Source organism: Pantoea allii, assembly GCF_046529425.1.
Lineage (GTDB): Bacteria > Pseudomonadota > Gammaproteobacteria > Enterobacterales > Enterobacteriaceae > Pantoea > Pantoea allii.
The window spans coordinates 1,972,920-1,992,716 of the sequence record NZ_CP125958.1 but is presented as its reverse complement, the minus strand read 5'-3'; the positions used below and the strand labels follow the sequence as shown (position 1 = coordinate 1,992,716).

Genomic DNA, 19,797 nt, shown 5'->3' with positions numbered 1-19,797 from the left:
AATACGAGGACATCCTAATGAAAACAGCTAATGCCATTGACACACTGCGTGACCTGGCGGAACAGGACCTGGAACGCGCTGCCGTTTTGTTAGGCGATATGCGCCGTGGTCAGCAGGCGGCTAACGAGCAGCTCACCATGCTGCTTGATTATCAGGATGAATACCGCAACAAGCTGAACAACGACATGTCCAGCGGTATTGCCAGCAATCGCTGGACCAACTATCACCAGTTTATCCAGACGCTGGAAAAAGCGATTGACCAACATCGCAGTCAGTTACAGCACTGGAATCAACGACTGGAGCAGGCGCTGGTTAACTGGCGTGAAAAACAGCAGCGCCTGAATGCCTACCAAACGCTGATTACCCGGGCAGAGGAAAATGCATTACGACAAGAAAACCGTCTCGATCAGAAACGGATGGATGAATTTGCCCAACGGGCTTCACAGAGGAAAGGCGAATGATTACGTTGCCAAACACCGCGTTGACGACCAAAGCCATCGGCACCGCTGAAACATCAGGTACTACAGATTTGCTCGCCAGTGGTGGAGAAGCTCTGCCACAGGACTTTATTACCGCCCTGGGAAACCAGTTGCTTTCCCTCGCTAAACTGCACGGTAAAACCCCACTGGCTACCGATAAAAATGTTACCGCTGACACTGAGGGTAAAACGGCCACGTCATTGAATGCCCTGCTCTCTTCGCTGGAAACACCCACGGCGCTCAGTGCCTTGTTTAAACCGGAAAATATTAAAGCCGGTACAAAATCAGCCGATGATAAAGATGAGTTAACTGGCGCCGTCCTTAATAACAGCGACATGCAGAATATTCAGGCGCTGTTTGCCATGTTACCGGCAACGGGTCTGCAGCAGGCGGTCAAAGAGAGCGTGGCAAGCCGTGACGCCGACAGCCTTCGGGAGGCTCCACGCTCAGCGTTGTCAGCCCTGACCCAGGCTGTTAATACGGCACTGACCGGTGATGACAAAGAAACGAAGAACACTAAGGTGCAGGACGGAAACCTGGCGAGCAAAGTTAGCCAGACAAATCAGGCTGCTAGCGGCATAACCTCCGCGACAAACCATAACCCCGCGACTGCGACTGCACCTGCGACGCTGACCACTGACGGCAGCTTTCAGCAAATACTCAGCAGCGTCACGAAGCAGGATGACCGCCCGTTAACGGCAACGGCCAGTGATAATCAGGCCATTATCAGTGCGCCCCTGAGCAGCGCCAGCAGTTTGCTGCAGTCGCCTGGCGCAGCAGCGCCAATGAACTCACCGTCGACCCCGATGCTCAATGCGCATCTGGGCAGTAATGAATGGCAGCAGGCGCTGAGTCAGCAAATTGTGATGTTTAGTCGCAACGGTCAGCAGAACGCAGAGCTGCGTTTGCATCCTGAAGATTTGGGTGCGATTCAGATCAGCCTGAAACTGAATAACGATCAGGCACAGTTAAGTATGGTTTCCAGTCATAGCCATGTCAGAGCCGCGCTGGAAGCCGCGCTTCCCCAGTTGCGTAGTGCGCTGGCTGAAAGCGGTATTAACCTGGGTGAGAGTCAGGTAAGCAGTGAGAGTTTTTCGCAGGGACAAGGCTTCCAGCAGCAGCAGGAGGCGCGTCGCGACGGACAGCACGGCAGCTTCTCCCTTACTCAGGACAGTGATAACGACATCACGCCCATTGCCGTACCGCAGTCTCTTCAGGCCCGGTTAACCGGCAAGGGCGCAGTCGACACATTTGCCTGACAGCGACAAACGCTGAAGGTAAGCGTAAAACCCGTGTCTTTTCTTGCCATTGTTTGACTTAAGACACGCGATAATCTGTTCAGGCGAGCCGAGAGGCTTGCCCATAATTCACAGGAAGTTACTGCAAAAATGTCTGATAACGCGAAAGCCAAAGGCCGCAAACGAAAACTCTTAATACCAGTGTTACTGATCGTAACGCTGGCCGCTTGCAGCGTGGCAGGCTATGCAGTCTGGCGAATAATGAATAAACACGAGGGTGATAAGCCGGAGGTCGCGAAAGTTGAACCGCCTCCCGCCCCGGTCTTTTTTGCACTTGATACATTTACGGTTAACCTGGTCAATCCCGACAACGACCCAGACCGCGTTCTGTACGTAGGCTTTACGCTACGTCTGGCGGATGAAGAAACACGTCGTCGGATGAGTGACTACCTGCCTGAGGTTCGCAGTCGTCTGTTACTGCTGCTGTCTCGTCAGAGCGCAGCTGCGCTGGCGACGGAGCAAGGAAAGCAAGCGCTTGTTGAGCAAATCAAACAGGCACTGGCACCACCACTGGTAAAAGGTCAACCTCCGCAGGCTGTAGACGACGTACTGTTTACCGCCTTCATTTTGAGGTGAATCAATGGGCGACAGCATTCTCTCCCAGGCTGAAATTGACGCGCTACTTAACGGCGACAGTGGCAGTGCGGAAGAAGAAAAGAAACAAAACGGACCTGAGGGCGACATTCGCCCTTATGATCCGAATACCCAGCGTCGCGTGGTGCGCGAGCGTCTGCAGGCGCTGGAAATTATTAACGAGCGTTTTGCCCGTAGTTTCCGTATGGCGCTGTTTAACCTGCTACGCCGTAGCCCGGATATCAGCGTAGGCGCGATTAAGATTCAGCCTTACCATGAGTTTGCCCGCAATCTGCCGGTGCCAACCAACCTGAATCTGATCCACCTTAAACCGTTACGCGGTACGGCACTGGTGGTGTTTTCGCCGAGCCTGGTCTTTATTGCAGTTGATAACCTTTTTGGCGGTGATGGCCGTTTTCCTACTAAAGTAGAAGGACGTGAGTTTACCCATACTGAGCAACGTGTCATCCGCCGCATGCTGAAGCTGGCGCTGGACGGCTACAGCGATGCGTGGAAAGCCATTTACCCACTGGATGTCGAGTACGTGCGTTCGGAAATGCAGGTGAAGTTCACCAACATCACCACATCGCCTAACGATATCGTTGTGAATACGCCATTCCAGGTCGAGATCGGCAACCTTGTCGGTGAGTTCAACATCTGTATTCCGTTTTCGATGATTGAACCTCTGCGTGAGTTGCTGGTGAATCCGCCACTGGAAAACTCGCGTTCAGAAGACACACACTGGCGCGACAATCTGGTGAAGCAGGTTCAGCACTCCGAACTGGAACTGATTGCCCATTTTGCTGAAACATCATTGCGTCTGTCGCGCGTTTTACAGCTGAAGCCTGGTGATGTTCTGCCGATTGAAAAGCCAGAGCGCATTATTGCCCATGTGGACGGTGTGCCTGTTTTAACCAGCCAGTATGGCACGCTCAACGGCCAGTACGCCCTGCGTGTTGAACATTTGATTAACCCGATTTTGAATTCGCTTAACGAGGAACAGCCCCATGACTGACAGCAAGAAACCGTCCGATGACACCATCTCTGCGGACGATCTGTGGGCTGAAGCAATGAATGAGCAGGTTGGCTCTGGTGCCAGCGCTTCACAGAGTGACGACGTATTCAAAACGTTTGAAAGCAGTAATGCATCAGGTTCGTTGCAGGACATTGACCTGATCATGGATATCCCGGTGAAGCTCACCGTCGAGCTTGGCCGCACAAAAATGACGATTAAAGAACTCCTGCGTCTGACTCAGGGTTCCGTTGTCTCACTGGATGGTCTTGCAGGTGAACCTCTGGACATCCTGATTAATGGCTATTTGATTGCTCAGGGCGAAGTCGTCGTTGTGAACGATAAGTATGGCGTGCGCATCACAGATATTATTACGCCGTCAGAACGTATGCGTCGCCTGAGCCGTTAAGATGAATAACCAGAATCACACGCTACAACCTGCTACGCCTCCGGCGCAGCCGATTTCGGCAGGTTCAGTGCTGACTCAAGTCAGTGGCGTATTAGTCGTCATTATATTGTTGATTCTGGCCTGTGCCTGGCTGGCTCGCCGCATGGGGTTTGCGCCTAAAAAAGTGGGCAGCCGTGAGCTTAATCTTACGGCCAGTGTGCAGGTTGGTCAGCGCGAGCGCGTCGTGATTGTGGATACACCTGATGCGCGCCTGGTGCTTGGCGTCACTGCTCAGCAGATTACTCACCTGCATACGTTGCCACCGGCCTCACCCGACATGAACACACCGGAAAAGCCAGCACCGCAGGATTTCCGTCAGCTGTTACAAAATCTGGTTAAACGTCCCGGAAAAAATCCATGATGCGTCGACTGCTTCCTCTTCTGCCGCTGCTGTTGCTGGCACCGGTCGCCCATGCCCAACTGCCGGGCCTGGTTAGTCAGCCATTAGCCAATGGTGGCCAAAGTTGGTCACTGCCGGTGCAAACGCTGGTTTTTATTACCTCGTTAACGTTTCTTCCGGCCATTCTGTTAATGATGACAAGCTTTACCCGCATCATTATCGTTTTCGGCCTGCTGCGTAGTGCCCTGGGGACGCCTTCCGCGCCACCTAACCAGGTATTACTTGGCCTGACGCTCTTTTTAACTTTTTTTATTATGGCCCCGACGTTCGATAAAATTTATCAGGATGCCTACCTGCCTTTTAGTCAGGATAAAATCAATATGGATGTGGCGATTGAAAAAGGGTCGCAGCCGCTACGTGAGTTTATGCTGCGTCAAACCCGTGAGGCCGACTTAGCATTATTTGCCCGCCTCGCTAATACGGCTCCCATCGCGGGACCCGAAGCCGTACCGATGCGTATTTTACTGCCTGCGTATGTCACCAGCGAATTAAAAACGGCTTTCCAAATTGGCTTTACGGTATTTATTCCTTTCTTAATTATCGACCTGGTCGTTGCCAGTGTATTAATGGCGTTAGGTATGATGATGGTTCCCCCGGCAACCATTGCTCTGCCTTTTAAATTAATGTTGTTTGTTCTGGTGGACGGCTGGCAATTGCTGGTGGGATCGCTGGCACAAAGTTTCTATTCCTGATCTCATCCGTTGCACGGGAGAAATACATGACACCTGAATCAGTAATGGCAATGGGACAGGAAGCGATGCGCGTTGCGCTGCTGCTGGCTGCCCCCATGCTACTGGCCGCGCTGGTTAGCGGTTTACTGGTGAGCCTGCTGCAAGCGGCTACCCAGATCAACGAACAAACGCTGTCTTTTATTCCAAAAATTATTGCAGTGGCAACCACTGGCATCATTGCTGGCCCGTGGATGTTAAACGTGTTGCTGGATTACATCCGCACCGTCTTTTCTAACCTGCCTTATATCATCGGCTGATGATTACTCTCGATAGTAGCCAACTTGTTCACTGGGTCAGTCAGTTTTTCTGGCCGCTTGTGCGCATTTTGGCCCTACTGTCGACCGCCCCGGTGCTCAGTGAACGATCGGTGAGCAAACGGGTAAGAATTGGTCTTGCGGCCATGATTACCTGGATACTGATCCCCAATTTGCCCCCGGTAAACGTGACCCTGTTTTCACCAGCTGGCTTCATGTTGCTGATTCAGCAGATGCTCATTGGTATTGCCATTGGTTTTACCATGCAGTTTGCCTTTGCCGCCGTTCGTACCGCCGGTGAGTTGATTGGCTTGCAGATGGGCCTGTCGTTTGCCACCTTCTTCGATCCCGCCAGCCGACTGAACATGCCCGTCCTTGCTCGCTTCCTGGACATGCTGGCGATGCTTTTATTTTTGACGTTCAATGGCCACCTGTGGCTTATTTCGCTGCTGTCGGACAGTTTTCATACGTTGCCCATTGGTGGCGAACCGCTGCACGCTAATGCTTTTATGGCACTGGCAAAATCGGCCAGCATGATTTTCCTTAACGGCATGATGTTAGCGCTACCCTTGATCGTTTTACTCCTCACGCTAAACATGGTCCTGGGTTTGTTAAACCGCCTTTCACCACAGTTATCAATCTTCGCGATTGGCTTCCCGATTACCTTATCAGTGGGCATCCTGACCATCAGCCTGCTAATGCCTCTCCTTGCGCCCTTCTGTGAGCACCTGTTCGGCGAAATATTTGATCTGCTGGCCCTGTTCCTGACAGAACTGTCCCCCGCCTGAACATTAAGTATCTAACTATTTATCACTTTTGATACTTAAGAAACCCATAACTATCAGAGCATTTTTCAAACCACATTTTTCAGAAATCAACTAAGGATAATCTGATAAGCGTGCGGAAAGTCTTAAAATTATTCTTATTAAACCGCGCTTCGCGTATTTTAGTCAGGCGGTTAACAGAGTCATCGACAGGGTTGTTTTGGTGATAAATTCGGCAATACATTGAATTTATTCAAGAAAAATTTTTATGTGATTTTTCTTGTCAGAAAATGTTTTTTCCGGCATTGTCAAATCGCTTATCGACATCACACTTTCGTGAAATAAATGTTTTTAAGACTTGTCCTATCAGAAAACTCTGGGTTTTCGGCGATAGTGACAGCGCTCCCAAAAAACGGTATTTCGCTCAGTGCGGCTTTATATCAACAAATCAGGTTGATACAGGCTCATGTGTGAGGTCAGAGCAATACAAAATTTTTGCAGAACGGGTCAGGGAAGAAGAATTTTATGGGCCATTGCCTGTTGCCTCGCTGCATCAGCACAATAAAAAAAAGCGCTTTGAAATCTTCTCGTACCGCAACGCGTAATTCATCGTTGATTTAAACGGATAACAAATTGGTGAGGGTCGCTAACATGCCAACGATTATTATGGATTCCTGCAACTACACACGCCTGGGATTATCAGATTATATGTCGTCGAAAGGAGTGAAAAAGAAAAATATCACTTCCGTCTCCGACATTGAGCAATTACAGCAAAGATGTGAGCAGTTAAAACCAGGTGTTGTTTTTATTAATGAAGATTGCTTCATTCATGAAACCGACTCCAGCGAACGTATTCGCAGTGTTATTAATCAGCATCCTGAGACACTGTTTTTTATATTTATGGCCATCAGCAATATTCATTTTGAAGAATATTTGTATGTCCGTAAAAATTTAATTATCACCTCAAAAGCCATCAAGCCTTCGACGCTGGATTCACTTTTGAGTACCTATTTGCAAAAGAAACTCAATATGTCACCGCGTATTTCTTCGGGTCTCGATGTCCACCCGCTTACGCTAAGTCAGACGGAGTCCAATATGCTGAAAATGTGGATGTCAGGTCATGACACCATCCAGATATCAGATAAAATGCAAATTAAAGCGAAAACCGTTTCGTCCCATAAAGGCAATATCAAGCGGAAAATTAAAACGCATAACAAACAGGTGATTTATCACGTGGTGCGTTTAACCGATAACGTGACGTCCGGCATCTATGTCAACGTAAGGTAGTACCTCCCGTCTTCAGGAACTGGCCCACAAGGCCGGTTTTTTTTTGGATTAGCGATCCAGATCTCATTTTCAAGCGTAAACCTTTCCGTTCTTTTGCCGATGTTTTGTTCAACAGAACAACCTCCTAAGAGAGCAAGGAAATGAACACGACGCTGGTTAATGAAGGACATCACAAACTCAGTATTTGGCAAAATATCCGCCTGGTTCCTCTGTTTAGTTTGATATTTGGCGGTATCTTGTTTCTGTTCGCGCTCTGTATCGCGATATCAAGCTATTTCCTTATCCTTAGTAATCAATCACTAAAAGACGCAACCGACGAAATTCAGGTACGTAATGGGCTGGTCGACAGTTCCTCTCATATGCGTTCTGCGCGTTTAAATATTATCCAGGCCGGTGCCGCAGCACGTATTGGCGAAATGGATGAGTTCAACGCCAACCTGGCGGCAACCGATGATCGTATCAAACAGGCTTCAGAAGGTCTTAAAATCTATCTGAATCGTAAAAGTAAAACCCCTGAAGGCACCAAGGTGGACGAGCAGTTACAGGCTCTGTTCAAAGAGTATGTGACTAAGGGCCTGATGCCGATGATCGACGCCGGAAAACAGGGCAGTTTTGAAAGTATCATTGCTCAGGAAACCGATACGACGCGCAAACTGGATAACGCCTATAAAGCCGTGTTGATGCAAGCGATTAAACTTCGTGATGTGCGCTCCGCGCAGATCAACGAGCAGGCTGCCGAGCAGTCTCGCATTGGCTTTATCGCTATGGGTTCCGCATTTATTGCTGCCCTTCTACTGGTGTTGCTGACCTTTGTGTTTTTACGTCGGGTGGTCATTAATCCACTGCACAGTTCAGTGGCGCATATAGAACGTATCGCGCAAGGGGATTTAACGGCACCTTCCGTCCCGCACGGTCGTAACGAGATTGGTTTGTTGCTGGACAACCTGCAACACATGCAGCAGTCGTTAATCAAAACGGTAGGCACGGTTCGTGAAGGTGCGATTGCGATTTATCAGGGATCAAGTGAAATTACGGCTGGCAACACCGACCTTTCTTCTCGTACAGAGCAACAGGCTGCCGCACTCGAACAAACCGCAGCCAGCATGGAACAGCTAACGGCCACGGTAAAACAGAATGCTGATAATGCGCACCATGCAAGCCAGCTGGCCGCTGATGCATCAGGCAAGGCACGTAGTGGCGGTGATATGGTGAACGGCGTGGTGAAAACCATGAACGACATCTCCGGCAGTTCGAAGAAAATTGCCGAGATCACCAACGTGATCAACAGCATTGCCTTCCAGACCAATATTCTGGCGCTTAACGCCGCGGTTGAGGCTGCGCGTGCAGGTGAACAGGGACGCGGGTTTGCGGTCGTCGCCAGTGAAGTACGCAACCTTGCCCAGCGCAGTGCGCAGGCTGCAAAAGAAATCGAATCGCTAATCGCAGAATCCGTGAAATTGGTCAGCAGTGGTTCACAGCAGGTGGGTGAAGCCGGCAGCACCATGGGCGAGATCGTAGAAGCGGTCCGTCGGGTGACCGATATTATGTCGGAAATTGCCGCGGCCTCCGATGAACAAAGCCGGGGTATTCAGCAGGTCAGCCAGGCCGTGACTGAGATGGATAACGTTACACAGCAAAACGCCTCGCTGGTTGAAGAAGCCTCTGCAGCAGCGTCCTCACTGGAAGATCAAGCGGGTAAGTTAACGAAAGCGGTCGCCGCGTTCCGTTTACAGGATACGCCGGTAGCGAAGTCAACTTATCAACCGGATACAGCCCCAAAAGTTTCCGCGCCAACGTTACGTCCAGCCGCGGTCACTCACGGCAACGAGAACTGGGAAACGTTTTAAAAAACGCTGAAGCTTTAGCCACACTGCCAGACATTATCTGACTGGCAGGCAGACAAGTAAGAAAAAAATCGCCCTCTGCGTATCACTATGCAGAGGGCAATTTTTTTACCGGTTACGCGCAGGCGTCAGGCGGAAGGATAGGGTTCGACGAAAACGCCATCCTGATGGCTGCTCTCGTTAAAAAACCAGATACCCTGCGGGTAATCTTCCAACGCGACCAGAAACATTGTGCCTTCACTAAAAGGCTCTACGGCAAGAATTGTGCCGGTTCGCCGTGGCCCGCCATCCGTTTTAACACTGACGCGATCGTCTACCTTCATTTACGACTCTCCTGATATTTTCCTGCTGAACAGTTTAATCGAAGAGCGCCCGTAATGCAGGCGTTAGCGACGTGCGATAACCCAGACAGCGTGGATGATACCCGGGATGTATCCGCATAGCGTCAGTAAGATATTGAGCCAGAACGCGCCTGCAAAACCCACCTGCATAAAAACACCGAGTGGGGGGAGTAAGATCGCGATAAGAATTCGAAGTAAGTCCATAACCATTCCTTTAGGTATTGATAAAAAACGTTTTGTTATCAAATATAGCCCCTTTTTGCCAGGTTACAGCAAAAGTCAGGTAAATCTGAGTAATGCGTTTTTTCATTTTCCTGACATTTCCCTGCGAGACGTTTAACAGGCAGAACAGATAAGCTTCATTTCGTTGCTTTCCTCCCCAGGAAATACAACACCCAAAGTAACAAGGATTATTTGCCCGCGCAGCGCGGGCTTTTTTTTAACTTCCCTGCCCCCGCATTTTCCGCTAAGTTGTATATTTATTGCTCACACTGACCGCTGGAGGCATGCCATGACGCTTCCCCACTTACCCGATCAGAACGACAGAGACAGAGAAATGGACGCGCTGCTTAAGGCGATACAGCCTGAAAGCACTGGCGATCTTCAGGATTACTTTTCTCAACAAAAGCATTCATCCTCGCTCGCGGATGATCATCGTGCCGGGCTGTGCCGTGAACCCGCCGAGCAATGTGAGATGGATATTCAGGATTGCCGTTATGGCGAGATAAGCCGATAGACGACAAGCCGCGCGCCTGTCGCCATAGCGCACACAAAAAAATACCCGGCGCGAGCCAGGTAAGTAGTCAATTCGTTACATCAGGGAAGTCATAGTGCTCTTCGAGACTACGCTTCCCATAAGCCATAACAAGCCTTTTCCATGCGTGTTTTACTCACCTCATTGCCGTCCGCGCGGTCAAACCCACTTCTCTGTCTTGTTAATTCAGCAATAATCGATGCACGATATGACGGAACCGGCTTTTCCCCTCTTCCGGTTTTAGGAATCCTCCTGGTTATAAAGCTTCCACTGCGCAAATCAAAGCCTGCTGTAGACTCAACTACACTAAAACGTAATGACTACGCTGTAGTGTCAAACCAGAGTGAAGGAAATCAGGATGCCCAATTTGAATGAATCGCTGATGATAGTGACCGACCTCGATGGATCGCTGCTTGACCACCACGATTACAACTGGGATGCCGCCGCAGAGTGGCTCGACAGGCTGAGGCAGCACGCTGTCCCCTTAATTATTTGCTCCAGTAAAACGGCGGCTGAAATCCTGCCCCTGCAACGCAAACTCGGCGTTGTGGGCGCGCCTTTTATTGCTGAGAACGGTGCGGTGCTCTACCTCGACGACAGCAAAAGCGTTCGTATCCCGGACGATAAAATGAACTATAAGTCGATTTGTCGGGTTCTGGCCACGTTACGGCAGCAGTTCCGCTTTACCGGCTTTCATGACTTTAGCGATGTCGATGTGTCATCCATGACCGGCCTGAGTGAGGCGGATGCCGCCCTCGCCCGCCAACGTGACGCATCCGAGGTGATCGTCTGGCGGGATACCGATGAGGCGTTCAATCGTTTTCGCGCAGCACTTGCTGACTATCATCTTTCCCTGACCCAGGGCGGTCGTTTCTGGCATGTGATGCCCGCCAGAAGCGGCAAAGGAGAAGCCTTACGCTGGTTGCTGTCGCACCAGACAGACCAGCCGTATATCACTGTCGGCCTGGGCGATGGGCCAAATGATGCCCCGATGCTGGATGCGGTCGATTATGCCGTAGTGATAAAGGGCTACAGCAAGACGCCCGTCACTCTGCAGCGCGCGGATGATGACCGGGTTTTCCATACGACACATCATGGCCCGGAAGGCTGGCGTGAAGGTCTGGACCATTTTTTGACTCAGCCATGAAAAGCTGTTGTTCCTCTGGCAACCCCATAAGGATGATGCAATGAGTGATTTTTTTCAGAATGGCGTAATTACTAACTTTCACAATCTTACGCACCGCAGCGTTGAGTCACTGGAAAAGGAAATGGTGCGCTTTGCCCGTAAGCGCAAAATGGGATTGATCCTGCCATCGCTGTTTTCCGAACTGGAAGGCCCGGCATTGACGAAAATCGTGGATGAGCTGGCTAAGGTGCCCTATCTCGATGAAATTGTCATCGGGCTGGACAGGGCTGACCGCGATCAGTTTCTTCATGCCCGCGAGTTTTTTTCCCGACTGCCACAGCGTCACCGTATCCTGTGGAATGATGGCCCGAGGCTCAAAGCCATTGACGCGGAACTCGACAAAGAGGGCTTATCGCCCACCAATCCGGGCAAGGGCCGTAACGTATGGTTTTGTACCGGCTATACGCTGGCGTCGGACCGCACCAGCTGTGTCGCACTGCACGACTGCGATATCGTCACCTACGAACGCGGCATGCTGGCGCGCCTGCTCTACCCGCTGGCGAACCCGGCTTTCCAGTATGAGTTCTGTAAAGGGTTTTACGCACGGGTTGCCGATGGCAAGCTGAACGGCCGCGTAGGTCGCCTGTTGGTGGGCCCGCTGCTGCGCTCATTGCAAAAAGTCTACGGTCACTCCGAATACCTTGATTATCTGTCCAGCTTTCGCTACCCGCTCTCCGGCGAATTTGCGATGCGGACACACGTGCTTAATGGCATCAAAATTCCGGGTGACTGGGGACTGGAAATCGGCGTGCTCTCGGAAATTTACCGTAACTACACCACACGCCAGTCGTGCCAGGTGGAGATTGCGGATAACTATGACCACAAACATCAGCCGCTGGCGGAAGATGATGGCACCGGCGGCCTGAAGCGCATGAGCAACGATATTGTTCAGTCACTGCTGCGCAAGCTGGCGACCATGGGCGTGCCGTTAACCAGTGACTCCTTCCGGGTGCTTAAAGCGACCTATTACCGTAATGCGCTGGATATGATGGAAATCTATAATCACGAAGCGGCCATGAACGGTTTGAAATTCGATCAGCACGTTGAGGAAGCCGCCGTCGAAATGTTTACGCAGTCGATTCTTGACGCCGGACAGTCATTTATTGAGCGCCCAAATGATAAACCCTTTATCCCCAGTTGGAGTCGGGTCCAGTCGGCTTTTCCGGATATTCTGCAGCGTATTTATAAAGCGGTAGAAGAGGATAACGACGGCAACGTCTGATGCTGCGCGCGCCTTGTGATAACGGCGTGTAAGCCAGGTAGCATAAAATCGGCCAGGCCAGTGAGCAATCACAGGCCTGGACGGCAGAAATCAGGACGTAAACTGGGGCTGCGATTCGCTGGAATGACTAAGCTCATCACTGCGAAAAGCTTCATTCCTGACCGCATAACCATCATACCATCGACATTCCACCATGCCGCTGGCATGTCCGGTCACCACCATCGTTTGCCCGCCTTCCTTATGCTGTACTTCATCACTGATTGCAAAAACCATGTTGCGCCCTCTTTGAGAATTGGCTGTCATTGAAACCATTTCTTTATAGCACGGTAAAAGAGTTGCTGCTGTTAAGACGCGCATAAAAATGGCTAATTCAGAATAACGTAGAAGGATATAGCGGAAATAAATAAAGCGGATAAGGCATTATCCGCTTCGGGGGTTGAGTAGATTAGATTTTGCAGCCTTCGCAATCGGCGTCGTCAATCAGGTCTTCTGGCACTTCTGCCGCCTTTTTTTCTGCCTTCGCTTCGGCCTGCTCTAACTGAGCATCAATATCAAATTCAAACATGTCGTCGCTCATAGTTTTCTCCCCAGAACGCGTTAAAGAATGCGCTTTTATACCGATGACTCACGCAGTTTGGCAATAAGGTTAACCACTAACAGCACGATTGACCCAATGATAAAACCAATCACTAAGTTTGCGCCGTTACTGAGCAGGCTTGAAACCAGCGCACTGAACGGTGCAATCGCATTTTCAATCAGATGATGTAATGGGGTCAGGCCATGGACAATAATGCCGCCACCGACCAGGAACATCGCCAGCGTGCCGACCACGGTCAGAATCTTCATCAACCAGGGGGCAGCGGCCAGTAATACCGCACCCAGCGCCTGCGCCACGCGTGAGGATTTTTCACGCAGCCAGAACCCCAAATCATCAATTTTAACAATGCCGGCCACAATGCCGTAGACGCCAATCGTGACCAGAATCGCGATACCTGCCAGGATCACGACCTGATTCAGTAACGGAGCTTCGGAGACGATGCCTAAGGTGATGGCGACGATTTCGGCTGACAGAATAAAATCGGTTCGCACAGCGCCTTTGATCTTTTTCTTTTCGAAATCGCGCGGATCTTGTTTGGACAACTTATCCAGACGTGCCTGACGCGCCTCTGGCGAGTTTTCTTGTTTATCATGCTGCAGGCTGTGCAGCACTTTCTCCACGCCTTCATAACAGAGGTACGCCCCGCCAATCATTAACAGTGGCGTAATCAGCCAGGGCGCGAACGCGGAGATAATTAGCGCCAATGGCACTAATATCAGTTTGTTCAGGAAGGAGCCTTTGGCAACGCCCCACACGACCGGCAACTCGCGGTTGGCTTTCACACCGCTCACCTGCTGTGCATTCAGTGACAGATCGTCACCGAGCACCCCTGCCGTTTTCTTTGCGGCGACTTTTCCCATTACCGAGATATCATCCAGCAGCGTGGCGATATCATCAAGTAGCGTTAATAAACTGGTTCCTGCCAAAATATTTCCCTTATTCGGTCATCAGCAACGGTTTCTGCCTGCATCAGCCGCAACACATCATCCTCGACGATGTGCAAGGCGATGCGGTGTTCACCGTGGTGCCTGTTCCGGTTCGTTATGTTGACAACACGGGCATCGTTCAATTTCTGTCACGGTCATATCAGCGATGCCCTCACAATCCCATTCGACACGCACTGCTTGTCCGGACGGACCCGCCATATGCAGATATTTACTGACCGGGCTTTCCGTCATCCCGGTAATCTCTTCCGTGGCCACCAGCGTTTCCCCAGCATAGATTCTGGCGGTGGCTTTGGTGTTCACCATGCGCTCATCACGAATCTGATAAAGGCGTTTAACCGTCAGTTTTATGCTGCTCATTTTGGGCTCCCGGTCACGGAAAAGCGTCTATCTAACCTTTTACGCGACGGATTAGCAAGGCTGGCTCATTCACTCTCGCGGTAATGATGAATGCCCTGGTGATCAATCTCGGCGCTGTCACTCATCGCCAGCAGCCACTCTTCCAGGCGTTCAAGCAGCGCCTCATCGTCCAGTTTGAGTTTACCGCGTAGCGCACACTCCCAGATGATCAGTACCTTCCAGCCATTTTCCCGTAACTGCCGGACGTAACGCTGGTCGCGCTCCACATTGCTGTTAATTTTGCCCGTCCAGAATTCGGTGCGCGTGGCGGGCACTTTAAACAAATAACAGTGATGGCGATGCCAGAAGCAGCCATGAACAAAGATAATGGCCTGATGCGACGTCACGACAAAATCGGGCCGGCCCGGTAGATTTTTGTCCTGTACCCGGTAGGTAAATCCACGATCTTTGAGCAACAAAGCTATCCGCTGCTCGATGGCTGTGTCCTGCTGACGAATGGCGCGCATATTTTTACTGCGCGTTTCGCTGGAGTGAACGTCGACCATAGCACCTCCTTAATAGCGACTTATTCAACTTTAGTCGCCGTCCTGAAAAGTGAAAGCCAGCGCCATCAAAGTGGGGCAAATATTTAGCTTGATGTCCACGCGTTCCGTGACGACGCGGGCAACAATTGTCTCTTTTTTGAAGCCCGCGCACACGGAAACACCGTCTAACCCCGTGCCTGCGGATTTCCTCATTGGGCAAGGAGTGTTAGCATAGGCGCTTCACTGTTAAGGATATTTGCATGCACGCCGTCGCACCCGCTGAACCTCTTCTCCCCGCTGCTCTGCATTCCGATGAACTGAACATGTTACACCAGGTGCTGTCGATCTATTCGGTCCGGGATGTGGTCGAACGTTTGCATCAGGCAGGCTTTTCGCACTGGACGCCGCCGCTGCTGAACAGTATTCGTCAGGGCAAGCGCGCGTTGCCCTCTCTGGCCTCTGCGGAACGATCACTGTTACAGGCGTTATTGCCTTCACGGCCGGCGCATTATGATTCACCCGATTTCCGCTTTATCGATCTGTTTGCCGGCATCGGCGGCATTCGACGTGGGTTTGAACGTATCGGCGGTAAATGCGTATTTACCAGTGAATGGAATAAAGAGGCGATTCGTACTTATCGGGCCAATCACTACAGCGATCCGCAGGAACACCATTTTAATACGGATATCCGCCAGGTGACGCAGCCCGCCGGGCTCACGGACGAACAGGCGATTTATCAGTCAATTGATGCAGCAATTCCCGATCATCAGGTTCTGTTGGCCGGCTTTCCTTGTCAGCCTTTTTCCCTGGCCGGGGTCAGCAAGAAAAATGCACTGGGCCGGGCGCATGGGTTTGAATGTCAGGCTCAGGGCACGCTGTTTTTTGATGTTGCACGCATTCTGGCGGCGAAGAAGCCGCCGTTCTTCGTCCTGGAGAACGTGAAGAATCTCAAGAGCCATGATAAAGGCCGGACCTTTGCGATCATTATGGAAACGCTGAATGAGCTGGGATACGACGTGGCGGATGCAGATGCCACGTCCCCCGATCCTAAAGTGATTGATGCACGCTATTTTCTGCCACAGCACCGAGAACGTATCGTTCTGGTCGGCATCCGGCGGGATATTGCCGGTTCAGAACAGTTTACGCTGCGCGATATCCGCAAATTTTTTCCTGCACAGGTCCCCAGCTTACAAAGTTTGCTGGAGCCTCAGCCTGACGAAAAATACATTTTGTCGCCCGTATTATGGCGTTATCTCTATGATTACGCCAAAAAGCACAAGGCACTGGGGAACGGCTTCGGCTTTGGCCTCAACGATCCGCAAAATCAACAGTGCTGTGTGCGAACCCTGTCAGCCCGCTACTATAAAGATGGCTCGGAAATTTTAATCGATCGCGGTTGGGATCGGGAAAAAGGCGAAGCCGACTTTCTTGATGCCCGGAATATGGCACGACGTCCGCGTCGTTTAACGCCACGGGAATGCGCGCGATTAATGGGGTTTGATACCGCAGACAGTCAACCGTTCCGTATACCGGTGTCCGACACCCAGGCCTACAAACAATTTGGTAACTCCGTAGTAGTGCCGGTATTTGCCGCCGTCGCACAGCTACTTTCACCGTATATCCGCGATTTAAAAGCCTGACTCACACTGAAAGTTGCGCTTAGGCGCAACGATTCCTCTCTTTTCCTGCTACCCGGTGGGATTGTCACAACATCGTCACGCAAGCCCAGAATACTGCTGCTTTTTCACTTGATGGGTAGAATGATGTCACCTCTCACTTTATTGTCGCTGCGCGTTCTGAAGCAACGCCCCAGGTTTATACTTCCCGCCATCCCCACCTGGCTGACCAGCCTGCGCGGGAATTTTATGCTCTTTGTGGTGCTGTTCTGTTTATTGCAGTCCATAGGTATTGTTCTGCTTACCGCTCAGGTCAGCCATACCCAAGTCAACCTGACCCAGGCCAGCGCCATGCGTGACCGGCTGGCTTTGCTGGATCGTGCGCGCGTTGAGCTGCTGACAGCCAGCGATAACAGCCATCGCGCCGGCCTTTATCTGATGGAAGATCAGAAAAGCGGTTCCGTTGACAGCTGGAAAAGCCTGGCGGAGACCGCTAAATCGTCTTTGCTGCATGCGGAACAGCTTTTTGCCAACTATCACGCGGCGCCTGGCGGCGAACTTCAGCAGGGATTTGTGTTGCTGACCCAGGGATTAGAAGAGCAGTTGAAAGGTCTGGGGGCGAACAACATCGATGCCTTTTTTATGGTACCGATGCAGGCCTATCAGCAGCAGTTTAATAGCGCATGGTTTAACGAAATCACCCAGACCAATAAGCAACTCACTGCCGTAAACAGCCTGACGCTGCAAACGCTGACTGAAAGCCGCAACCTGTCGCTGATGGTAACCGCGCTGCTGTTTACGCTGCTGCTCACCGGCGGCGTACTGTTGCTGCGAGGTGTGATCATTCCATTACGCCTGGCCAGCCGTCAGTTACAGGATATCGCAACCGGGGACTTAATTAGCTGCCCGGTTCCGCCTCGTTTGCAGTCGCTGGAAACCGCTAAACTGTTCAATGCGGTGGCGGAGATGCGCCAGGGGCTGCGCGCCATTGTGGTAGAAATTAATACCATTGCAGCAAGTGTGGCAGACGGAACGCGTGAAATGCAGCACACCAATGAACAGGTGAGTGAGCAATATACAGCGCAAAACAGCAGCTTTAGCCATATTTCACAGCGTTTACACCGCGTGTCTGAAGAAGTTGAAAACAGTACCCTGTTTTCACAGCAGGCCTCCGAGCAGGCCCATTTCGCCGATGATCTGATGCAGCAGTGCACGCTTCAGGTGGATGAAATGGAGGTTCAGATGCGCCACATCGTGGATTCCTCAGGGGAAATTGCCGGTATCGTTGCGATGCTGGATGGCCTGTCGTTGCAAACGCGTTTGCTGGCGCTCAACGCCGCGATTGAATCCGCCCATGCGGGGGTTTATGGACGCAGTTTTGGCGTGGTCGCGAAAGAAATGGGAAATCTGTCCAATAAGAGTGGCGAATCTGCTCAACAAATTAATGGCCTGGTAAATAATACGCAGCTGCACATTTCAGAGGGCTTCAATAAGGTGAAATCGCTGGAAGCGCTGTTTAACCAGATCAGCGCGTCAGTCAGCGCCGTCGTGGCGCAGCTAAAAGAGCTGCAGGAAAACGCCACGGCACAAAGTCGACGCGTCACCGGCATTGCCGCAGAGGTGGTGGCGCTGGATAAACAACTTCAGACGAATGAAGGGCTCAGCGCCCGACAGGGCCGCACGGTTGATACCTTACAACAACAGGCTGCACGCCTGGCCGAAAGCGTCCAGCAGTTCCGTATCACGCTGTAGCCGTAAAGCTTGAGTCGTAAAAAAGCCGCCTGTACTAAAGGCGGCTTTTATTTATTGTCTTAACGGCATTCACGTCGGATTTTTGTTATTTCTTTTTCTTGCTCTGCTTCTTAAGCAGCGTACGGAGCTGCTTAATTTCGCTTGAGTTTAATGCATCCGAGGCTTCTTCCTCTGTGTTCTGGCTGTCAATGATGGGCTGAGAAGGCGCATTCAGGCTCGCCTGAAGCCGTTGCACGATTTCCTGGCTCATTGACACCTGATTTTCGAGCGCCAGCTGTTTGATATGTTCTTTCAATGCAGGATCAATTTTAATCGTTAAATTAACAGTTTCGGTCATTTCATCACTCCTTTTTGTTATTACTCCCACGCTACCGGATGACTGTATCGATTCCTATACTGTCATAAAAATTTAATATTCAGCGTGTAAGGGACTAAAATCGCGAAGCACCGATTCATCCAGGCCCACTAAATTGCCTTGCAGCTCCGCACACAGCTTGGCCATGTAGCCTACCAGGAAGTCAGCATTGTGTTCTGCCAGCATGCGCCCCGCTTCGGTTTGCATGGTTTCTGGCAACCGCAGTAACTTGGTCTGGAAGTGATCCAGCGTCCACTTTACATCATTGAGTTCCCGATCTTTACCAAGCGGGTCCGCACTGTTAAATAAGGGGCGATTCATCGTACCTGCCGTGTAAAACACCCGCGCAAGGCCGATTGCACCAAGCGATTCCAGCCTGTCGGCATCCTGCACAATTTTCGCCTCCAGGGTTTTTGGCGTAATGGCCGCGCTGAAGCTGTGTGCCTGAACGGCATGCATTACCTGCTCGATCAGTTCCTCAGGAAAATCGATGAAGTCCTGCTGTAAAATGCGCTGCGTTTCACTGGCGGCATAGGTGGATGCCTTATGACGCTCAGGATGATTTTTCGGTAAATTCACCACATCGTGGAAATAACACGCGGTCAGGACCACCAGCGGATCGGCCTGGGTGCCGGTCATAATGCGCTGAGCGCTCATCCACACGCGGCGTAAATGTGCGATATCATGCGCGCCATCATCATGAATCCAGTTGTTTTCAAACCAGGTTTCATAGCGAGCCTGCCAAAGAGTGAGTGACATAGTCTCTTTCCTGTCGGGGTTGAAGTGCGTTCTGATTGACGACGATTTAAGCGCTTACGGCCTACCATCATAGCGAATAGCTAATGACATTTTCTTTACACAGCGGACGTTAATCACCTTTTGAACCTTTAAATTCTTAAAGAAAATGAGACGCTGATCATTTTTATAGCATTTTGACGTAATTAAAACGGCCATTTGCTGCTTTTTCAGCCTTGACTGATTTAATTGCAGGCAGGTTAATTAGTTTAATAAATGTAATGATTTCTGAAAGGCATTTTATCGAAGAGGCACAAAAA

The 19,797-nt window shown here is 50.9% G+C and carries 25 protein-coding genes; 16 read left to right on the top strand and 9 right to left on the bottom strand.

Annotated elements, in window-relative coordinates; all coding sequences use genetic code 11:
* Window positions 1–17 precede the first annotated feature (17 nt).
* From fliJ to QNH99_RS09425, 11 genes are all read left to right on the top strand, one after another.
* Window positions 18–461: a flagellar export protein FliJ gene (gene fliJ / locus QNH99_RS09475; RefSeq protein ID WP_256852301.1), complete on the top strand. Its 444-nt coding sequence runs from the start codon at window positions 18–20 to the stop codon at window positions 459–461.
* Complete coding sequence (locus tag QNH99_RS09470) at window positions 458–1,738, top strand: flagellar hook-length control protein FliK (RefSeq protein WP_109718339.1); 1,281 nt, start codon at window positions 458–460, stop codon at window positions 1,736–1,738. Before fliJ ends, QNH99_RS09470 begins: the two co-directional genes overlap by 4 nt.
* A 129-nt stretch (window positions 1,739–1,867) precedes the next feature.
* Window positions 1,868–2,353 (top strand): flagellar basal body-associated protein FliL, encoded by a 486-nt coding sequence (gene fliL / locus QNH99_RS09465; protein WP_109718338.1) that lies wholly within the window; start codon window positions 1,868–1,870, stop codon window positions 2,351–2,353.
* A 4-nt stretch (window positions 2,354–2,357) separates the two neighbouring features.
* Window positions 2,358–3,365, top strand: coding sequence for a flagellar motor switch protein FliM (gene fliM / locus QNH99_RS09460; RefSeq protein ID WP_063879983.1), 1,008 nt, complete (start codon window positions 2,358–2,360; stop codon window positions 3,363–3,365).
* Window positions 3,358–3,771 carry a flagellar motor switch protein FliN gene (gene fliN, locus QNH99_RS09455; RefSeq protein ID WP_063879984.1) on the top strand — a complete coding sequence of 138 codons (414 nt, stop codon included), beginning with the start codon at window positions 3,358–3,360 and terminating at the stop codon, window positions 3,769–3,771. Before fliM ends, fliN begins: the two co-directional genes overlap by 8 nt.
* 1 nt (window position 3,772) lies before the next feature.
* Entirely contained in the window at window positions 3,773–4,171 is a 399-nt protein-coding gene (gene fliO, locus QNH99_RS09450; protein WP_063879985.1) for a flagellar biosynthetic protein FliO, read from the top strand.
* Window positions 4,171–4,902, top strand: coding sequence for a flagellar type III secretion system pore protein FliP (gene fliP / locus QNH99_RS09445; RefSeq protein ID WP_063881197.1), 732 nt, complete (start codon window positions 4,171–4,173; stop codon window positions 4,900–4,902). Before fliO ends, fliP begins: the two co-directional genes overlap by 1 nt.
* Before the next feature lie 26 nt (window positions 4,903–4,928).
* Window positions 4,929–5,198, top strand: a complete 270-nt coding sequence (fliQ, locus tag QNH99_RS09440) for a flagellar biosynthesis protein FliQ (RefSeq protein WP_063879986.1) — start codon at window positions 4,929–4,931, stop codon at window positions 5,196–5,198.
* Window positions 5,198–5,983: a flagellar biosynthetic protein FliR gene (fliR, locus tag QNH99_RS09435; protein WP_063879987.1), complete on the top strand. Its 786-nt coding sequence runs from the start codon at window positions 5,198–5,200 to the stop codon at window positions 5,981–5,983. Before fliQ ends, fliR begins: the two co-directional genes overlap by 1 nt.
* A 627-nt stretch (window positions 5,984–6,610) precedes the next feature.
* Window positions 6,611–7,246 carry a transcriptional regulator RcsA gene (gene rcsA, locus QNH99_RS09430; RefSeq protein ID WP_014593952.1) on the top strand — a complete coding sequence of 212 codons (636 nt, stop codon included), beginning with the start codon at window positions 6,611–6,613 and terminating at the stop codon, window positions 7,244–7,246.
* Between the two features lie 140 nt (window positions 7,247–7,386).
* Entirely contained in the window at window positions 7,387–9,093 is a 1,707-nt protein-coding gene (locus QNH99_RS09425; RefSeq protein WP_096010444.1) for a methyl-accepting chemotaxis protein, read from the top strand.
* Window positions 9,094–9,218: 125 nt separating this feature from the next.
* Here QNH99_RS09425 and dsrB read toward each other — a convergent pair whose 3' ends face one another.
* Window positions 9,219–9,413: a protein DsrB gene (dsrB, locus tag QNH99_RS09420; protein ID WP_096010443.1), complete on the bottom strand. Its 195-nt coding sequence runs from the start codon at window positions 9,411–9,413 to the stop codon at window positions 9,219–9,221.
* Between the two features lie 63 nt (window positions 9,414–9,476).
* Window positions 9,477–9,635 (bottom strand): YqaE/Pmp3 family membrane protein, encoded by a 159-nt coding sequence (locus QNH99_RS09415; protein WP_074181025.1) that lies wholly within the window; start codon window positions 9,633–9,635, stop codon window positions 9,477–9,479.
* Between the two features lie 307 nt (window positions 9,636–9,942).
* Between QNH99_RS09415 and QNH99_RS09410 the strand changes: the two genes are divergently transcribed.
* The 3 genes from QNH99_RS09410 (at window position 9,943) to QNH99_RS09400 (ending at window position 12,593) form a co-directional block, all read left to right on the top strand.
* The gene (locus tag QNH99_RS09410) at window positions 9,943–10,167 is read left to right on the top strand and encodes a DUF2525 domain-containing protein (protein ID WP_063879990.1); all 225 of its coding nucleotides are present in this window, start codon (window positions 9,943–9,945) and stop codon (window positions 10,165–10,167) included.
* Window positions 10,168–10,543: 376 nt separating this feature from the next.
* Complete coding sequence (locus QNH99_RS09405; protein WP_241567584.1) at window positions 10,544–11,332, top strand: mannosyl-3-phosphoglycerate phosphatase-related protein; 789 nt, start codon at window positions 10,544–10,546, stop codon at window positions 11,330–11,332.
* A gap of 40 nt (window positions 11,333–11,372) precedes the next feature.
* On the top strand, window positions 11,373–12,593 hold the full coding sequence (locus tag QNH99_RS09400) for a hypothetical protein (RefSeq protein WP_063879992.1): 1,221 nt from the start codon (window positions 11,373–11,375) through the stop codon (window positions 12,591–12,593).
* Window positions 12,594–12,683: 90 nt separating this feature from the next.
* Here QNH99_RS09400 and QNH99_RS09395 read toward each other — a convergent pair whose 3' ends face one another.
* From QNH99_RS09395 to QNH99_RS09375, 5 genes are all read right to left on the bottom strand, one after another.
* Complete coding sequence (locus QNH99_RS09395) at window positions 12,684–12,866, bottom strand: YodC family protein (protein WP_063879993.1); 183 nt, start codon at window positions 12,864–12,866, stop codon at window positions 12,684–12,686.
* Window positions 12,867–13,038: 172 nt separating this feature from the next.
* The gene (locus QNH99_RS09390; RefSeq protein ID WP_255474456.1) at window positions 13,039–13,170 is read right to left on the bottom strand and encodes a hypothetical protein; all 132 of its coding nucleotides are present in this window, start codon (window positions 13,168–13,170) and stop codon (window positions 13,039–13,041) included.
* 35 nt (window positions 13,171–13,205) lie between these two features.
* Window positions 13,206–14,117 carry a DUF808 domain-containing protein gene (locus tag QNH99_RS09385; protein ID WP_063879994.1) on the bottom strand — a complete coding sequence of 304 codons (912 nt, stop codon included), beginning with the start codon at window positions 14,115–14,117 and terminating at the stop codon, window positions 13,206–13,208.
* Between the two features lie 90 nt (window positions 14,118–14,207).
* Window positions 14,208–14,495, bottom strand: coding sequence for a hypothetical protein (locus QNH99_RS09380; protein WP_063879995.1), 288 nt, complete (start codon window positions 14,493–14,495; stop codon window positions 14,208–14,210).
* Window positions 14,496–14,560: 65 nt separating this feature from the next.
* Window positions 14,561–15,040, bottom strand: coding sequence for a very short patch repair endonuclease (locus QNH99_RS09375; protein WP_063879996.1), 480 nt, complete (start codon window positions 15,038–15,040; stop codon window positions 14,561–14,563).
* 239 nt (window positions 15,041–15,279) lie between these two features.
* On the opposite strand from QNH99_RS09375, the gene dcm reads away from it, so the two are divergent.
* Together dcm and QNH99_RS09365 are read left to right on the top strand one after the other, a co-directional pair.
* Window positions 15,280–16,659 carry a DNA (cytosine-5-)-methyltransferase gene (gene dcm, locus QNH99_RS09370; protein WP_096010440.1) on the top strand — a complete coding sequence of 460 codons (1,380 nt, stop codon included), beginning with the start codon at window positions 15,280–15,282 and terminating at the stop codon, window positions 16,657–16,659.
* 111 nt (window positions 16,660–16,770) lie between these two features.
* Window positions 16,771–18,387: a methyl-accepting chemotaxis protein gene (locus tag QNH99_RS09365; protein WP_410517606.1), complete on the top strand. Its 1,617-nt coding sequence runs from the start codon at window positions 16,771–16,773 to the stop codon at window positions 18,385–18,387.
* Between the two features lie 85 nt (window positions 18,388–18,472).
* Here the strand turns inward: QNH99_RS09365 and QNH99_RS09360 are convergent, their stop codons facing one another.
* Window positions 18,473–18,724 (bottom strand): Arc family DNA-binding protein, encoded by a 252-nt coding sequence (locus tag QNH99_RS09360; RefSeq protein ID WP_063879999.1) that lies wholly within the window; start codon window positions 18,722–18,724, stop codon window positions 18,473–18,475.
* Window positions 18,725–18,796: 72 nt separating this feature from the next.
* A complete protein-coding gene (locus QNH99_RS09355; RefSeq protein ID WP_063880000.1) occupies window positions 18,797–19,501 on the bottom strand; it encodes a phosphohydrolase in 705 nt (234 codons plus the stop codon).
* Window positions 19,502–19,797: the final 296 nt, after the last annotated feature.

Bases quoted from the DNA above. Each gene is read 5' to 3' on its own strand.
- fliR (WP_063879987.1), top strand. From the start codon at position 5,198: ATGATTACTCTCGATAGTAGCCAACTTGTTCACTGGGTCAGTCAGTTT.
- QNH99_RS09470 (WP_109718339.1), top strand. From the start codon at position 458: ATGATTACGTTGCCAAACACCGCGTTGACGACCAAAGCCATCGGCACC.
- fliO (WP_063879985.1), top strand. From the start codon at position 3,773: ATGAATAACCAGAATCACACGCTACAACCTGCTACGCCTCCGGCGCAG.
- fliJ (WP_256852301.1), top strand. From the start codon at position 18: ATGAAAACAGCTAATGCCATTGACACACTGCGTGACCTGGCGGAACAG.
- QNH99_RS09405 (WP_241567584.1), top strand. From the start codon at position 10,544: ATGCCCAATTTGAATGAATCGCTGATGATAGTGACCGACCTCGATGGA.
- QNH99_RS09355 (WP_063880000.1), bottom strand. From the start codon at position 19,501: ATGTCACTCACTCTTTGGCAGGCTCGCTATGAAACCTGGTTTGAAAAC.
- QNH99_RS09415 (WP_074181025.1), bottom strand. From the start codon at position 9,635: ATGGACTTACTTCGAATTCTTATCGCGATCTTACTCCCCCCACTCGGT.
- QNH99_RS09395 (WP_063879993.1), bottom strand. From the start codon at position 12,866: ATGGTTTTTGCAATCAGTGATGAAGTACAGCATAAGGAAGGCGGGCAA.
- QNH99_RS09365 (WP_410517606.1), top strand. From the start codon at position 16,771: ATGGGTAGAATGATGTCACCTCTCACTTTATTGTCGCTGCGCGTTCTG.
- QNH99_RS09380 (WP_063879995.1), bottom strand. From the start codon at position 14,495: ATGAGCAGCATAAAACTGACGGTTAAACGCCTTTATCAGATTCGTGAT.
- QNH99_RS09375 (WP_063879996.1), bottom strand. From the start codon at position 15,040: ATGGTCGACGTTCACTCCAGCGAAACGCGCAGTAAAAATATGCGCGCC.
- fliP (WP_063881197.1), top strand. From the start codon at position 4,171: ATGCGTCGACTGCTTCCTCTTCTGCCGCTGCTGTTGCTGGCACCGGTC.
- QNH99_RS09410 (WP_063879990.1), top strand. From the start codon at position 9,943: ATGACGCTTCCCCACTTACCCGATCAGAACGACAGAGACAGAGAAATG.
- QNH99_RS09390 (WP_255474456.1), bottom strand. From the start codon at position 13,170: ATGAGCGACGACATGTTTGAATTTGATATTGATGCTCAGTTAGAGCAG.
- fliM (WP_063879983.1), top strand. From the start codon at position 2,358: ATGGGCGACAGCATTCTCTCCCAGGCTGAAATTGACGCGCTACTTAAC.
- fliQ (WP_063879986.1), top strand. From the start codon at position 4,929: ATGACACCTGAATCAGTAATGGCAATGGGACAGGAAGCGATGCGCGTT.
- fliN (WP_063879984.1), top strand. From the start codon at position 3,358: ATGACTGACAGCAAGAAACCGTCCGATGACACCATCTCTGCGGACGAT.
- fliL (WP_109718338.1), top strand. From the start codon at position 1,868: ATGTCTGATAACGCGAAAGCCAAAGGCCGCAAACGAAAACTCTTAATA.
- dsrB (WP_096010443.1), bottom strand. From the start codon at position 9,413: ATGAAGGTAGACGATCGCGTCAGTGTTAAAACGGATGGCGGGCCACGG.
- dcm (WP_096010440.1), top strand. From the start codon at position 15,280: ATGCACGCCGTCGCACCCGCTGAACCTCTTCTCCCCGCTGCTCTGCAT.
- QNH99_RS09425 (WP_096010444.1), top strand. From the start codon at position 7,387: ATGAACACGACGCTGGTTAATGAAGGACATCACAAACTCAGTATTTGG.
- QNH99_RS09400 (WP_063879992.1), top strand. From the start codon at position 11,373: ATGAGTGATTTTTTTCAGAATGGCGTAATTACTAACTTTCACAATCTT.
- rcsA (WP_014593952.1), top strand. From the start codon at position 6,611: ATGCCAACGATTATTATGGATTCCTGCAACTACACACGCCTGGGATTA.
- QNH99_RS09360 (WP_063879999.1), bottom strand. From the start codon at position 18,724: ATGACCGAAACTGTTAATTTAACGATTAAAATTGATCCTGCATTGAAA.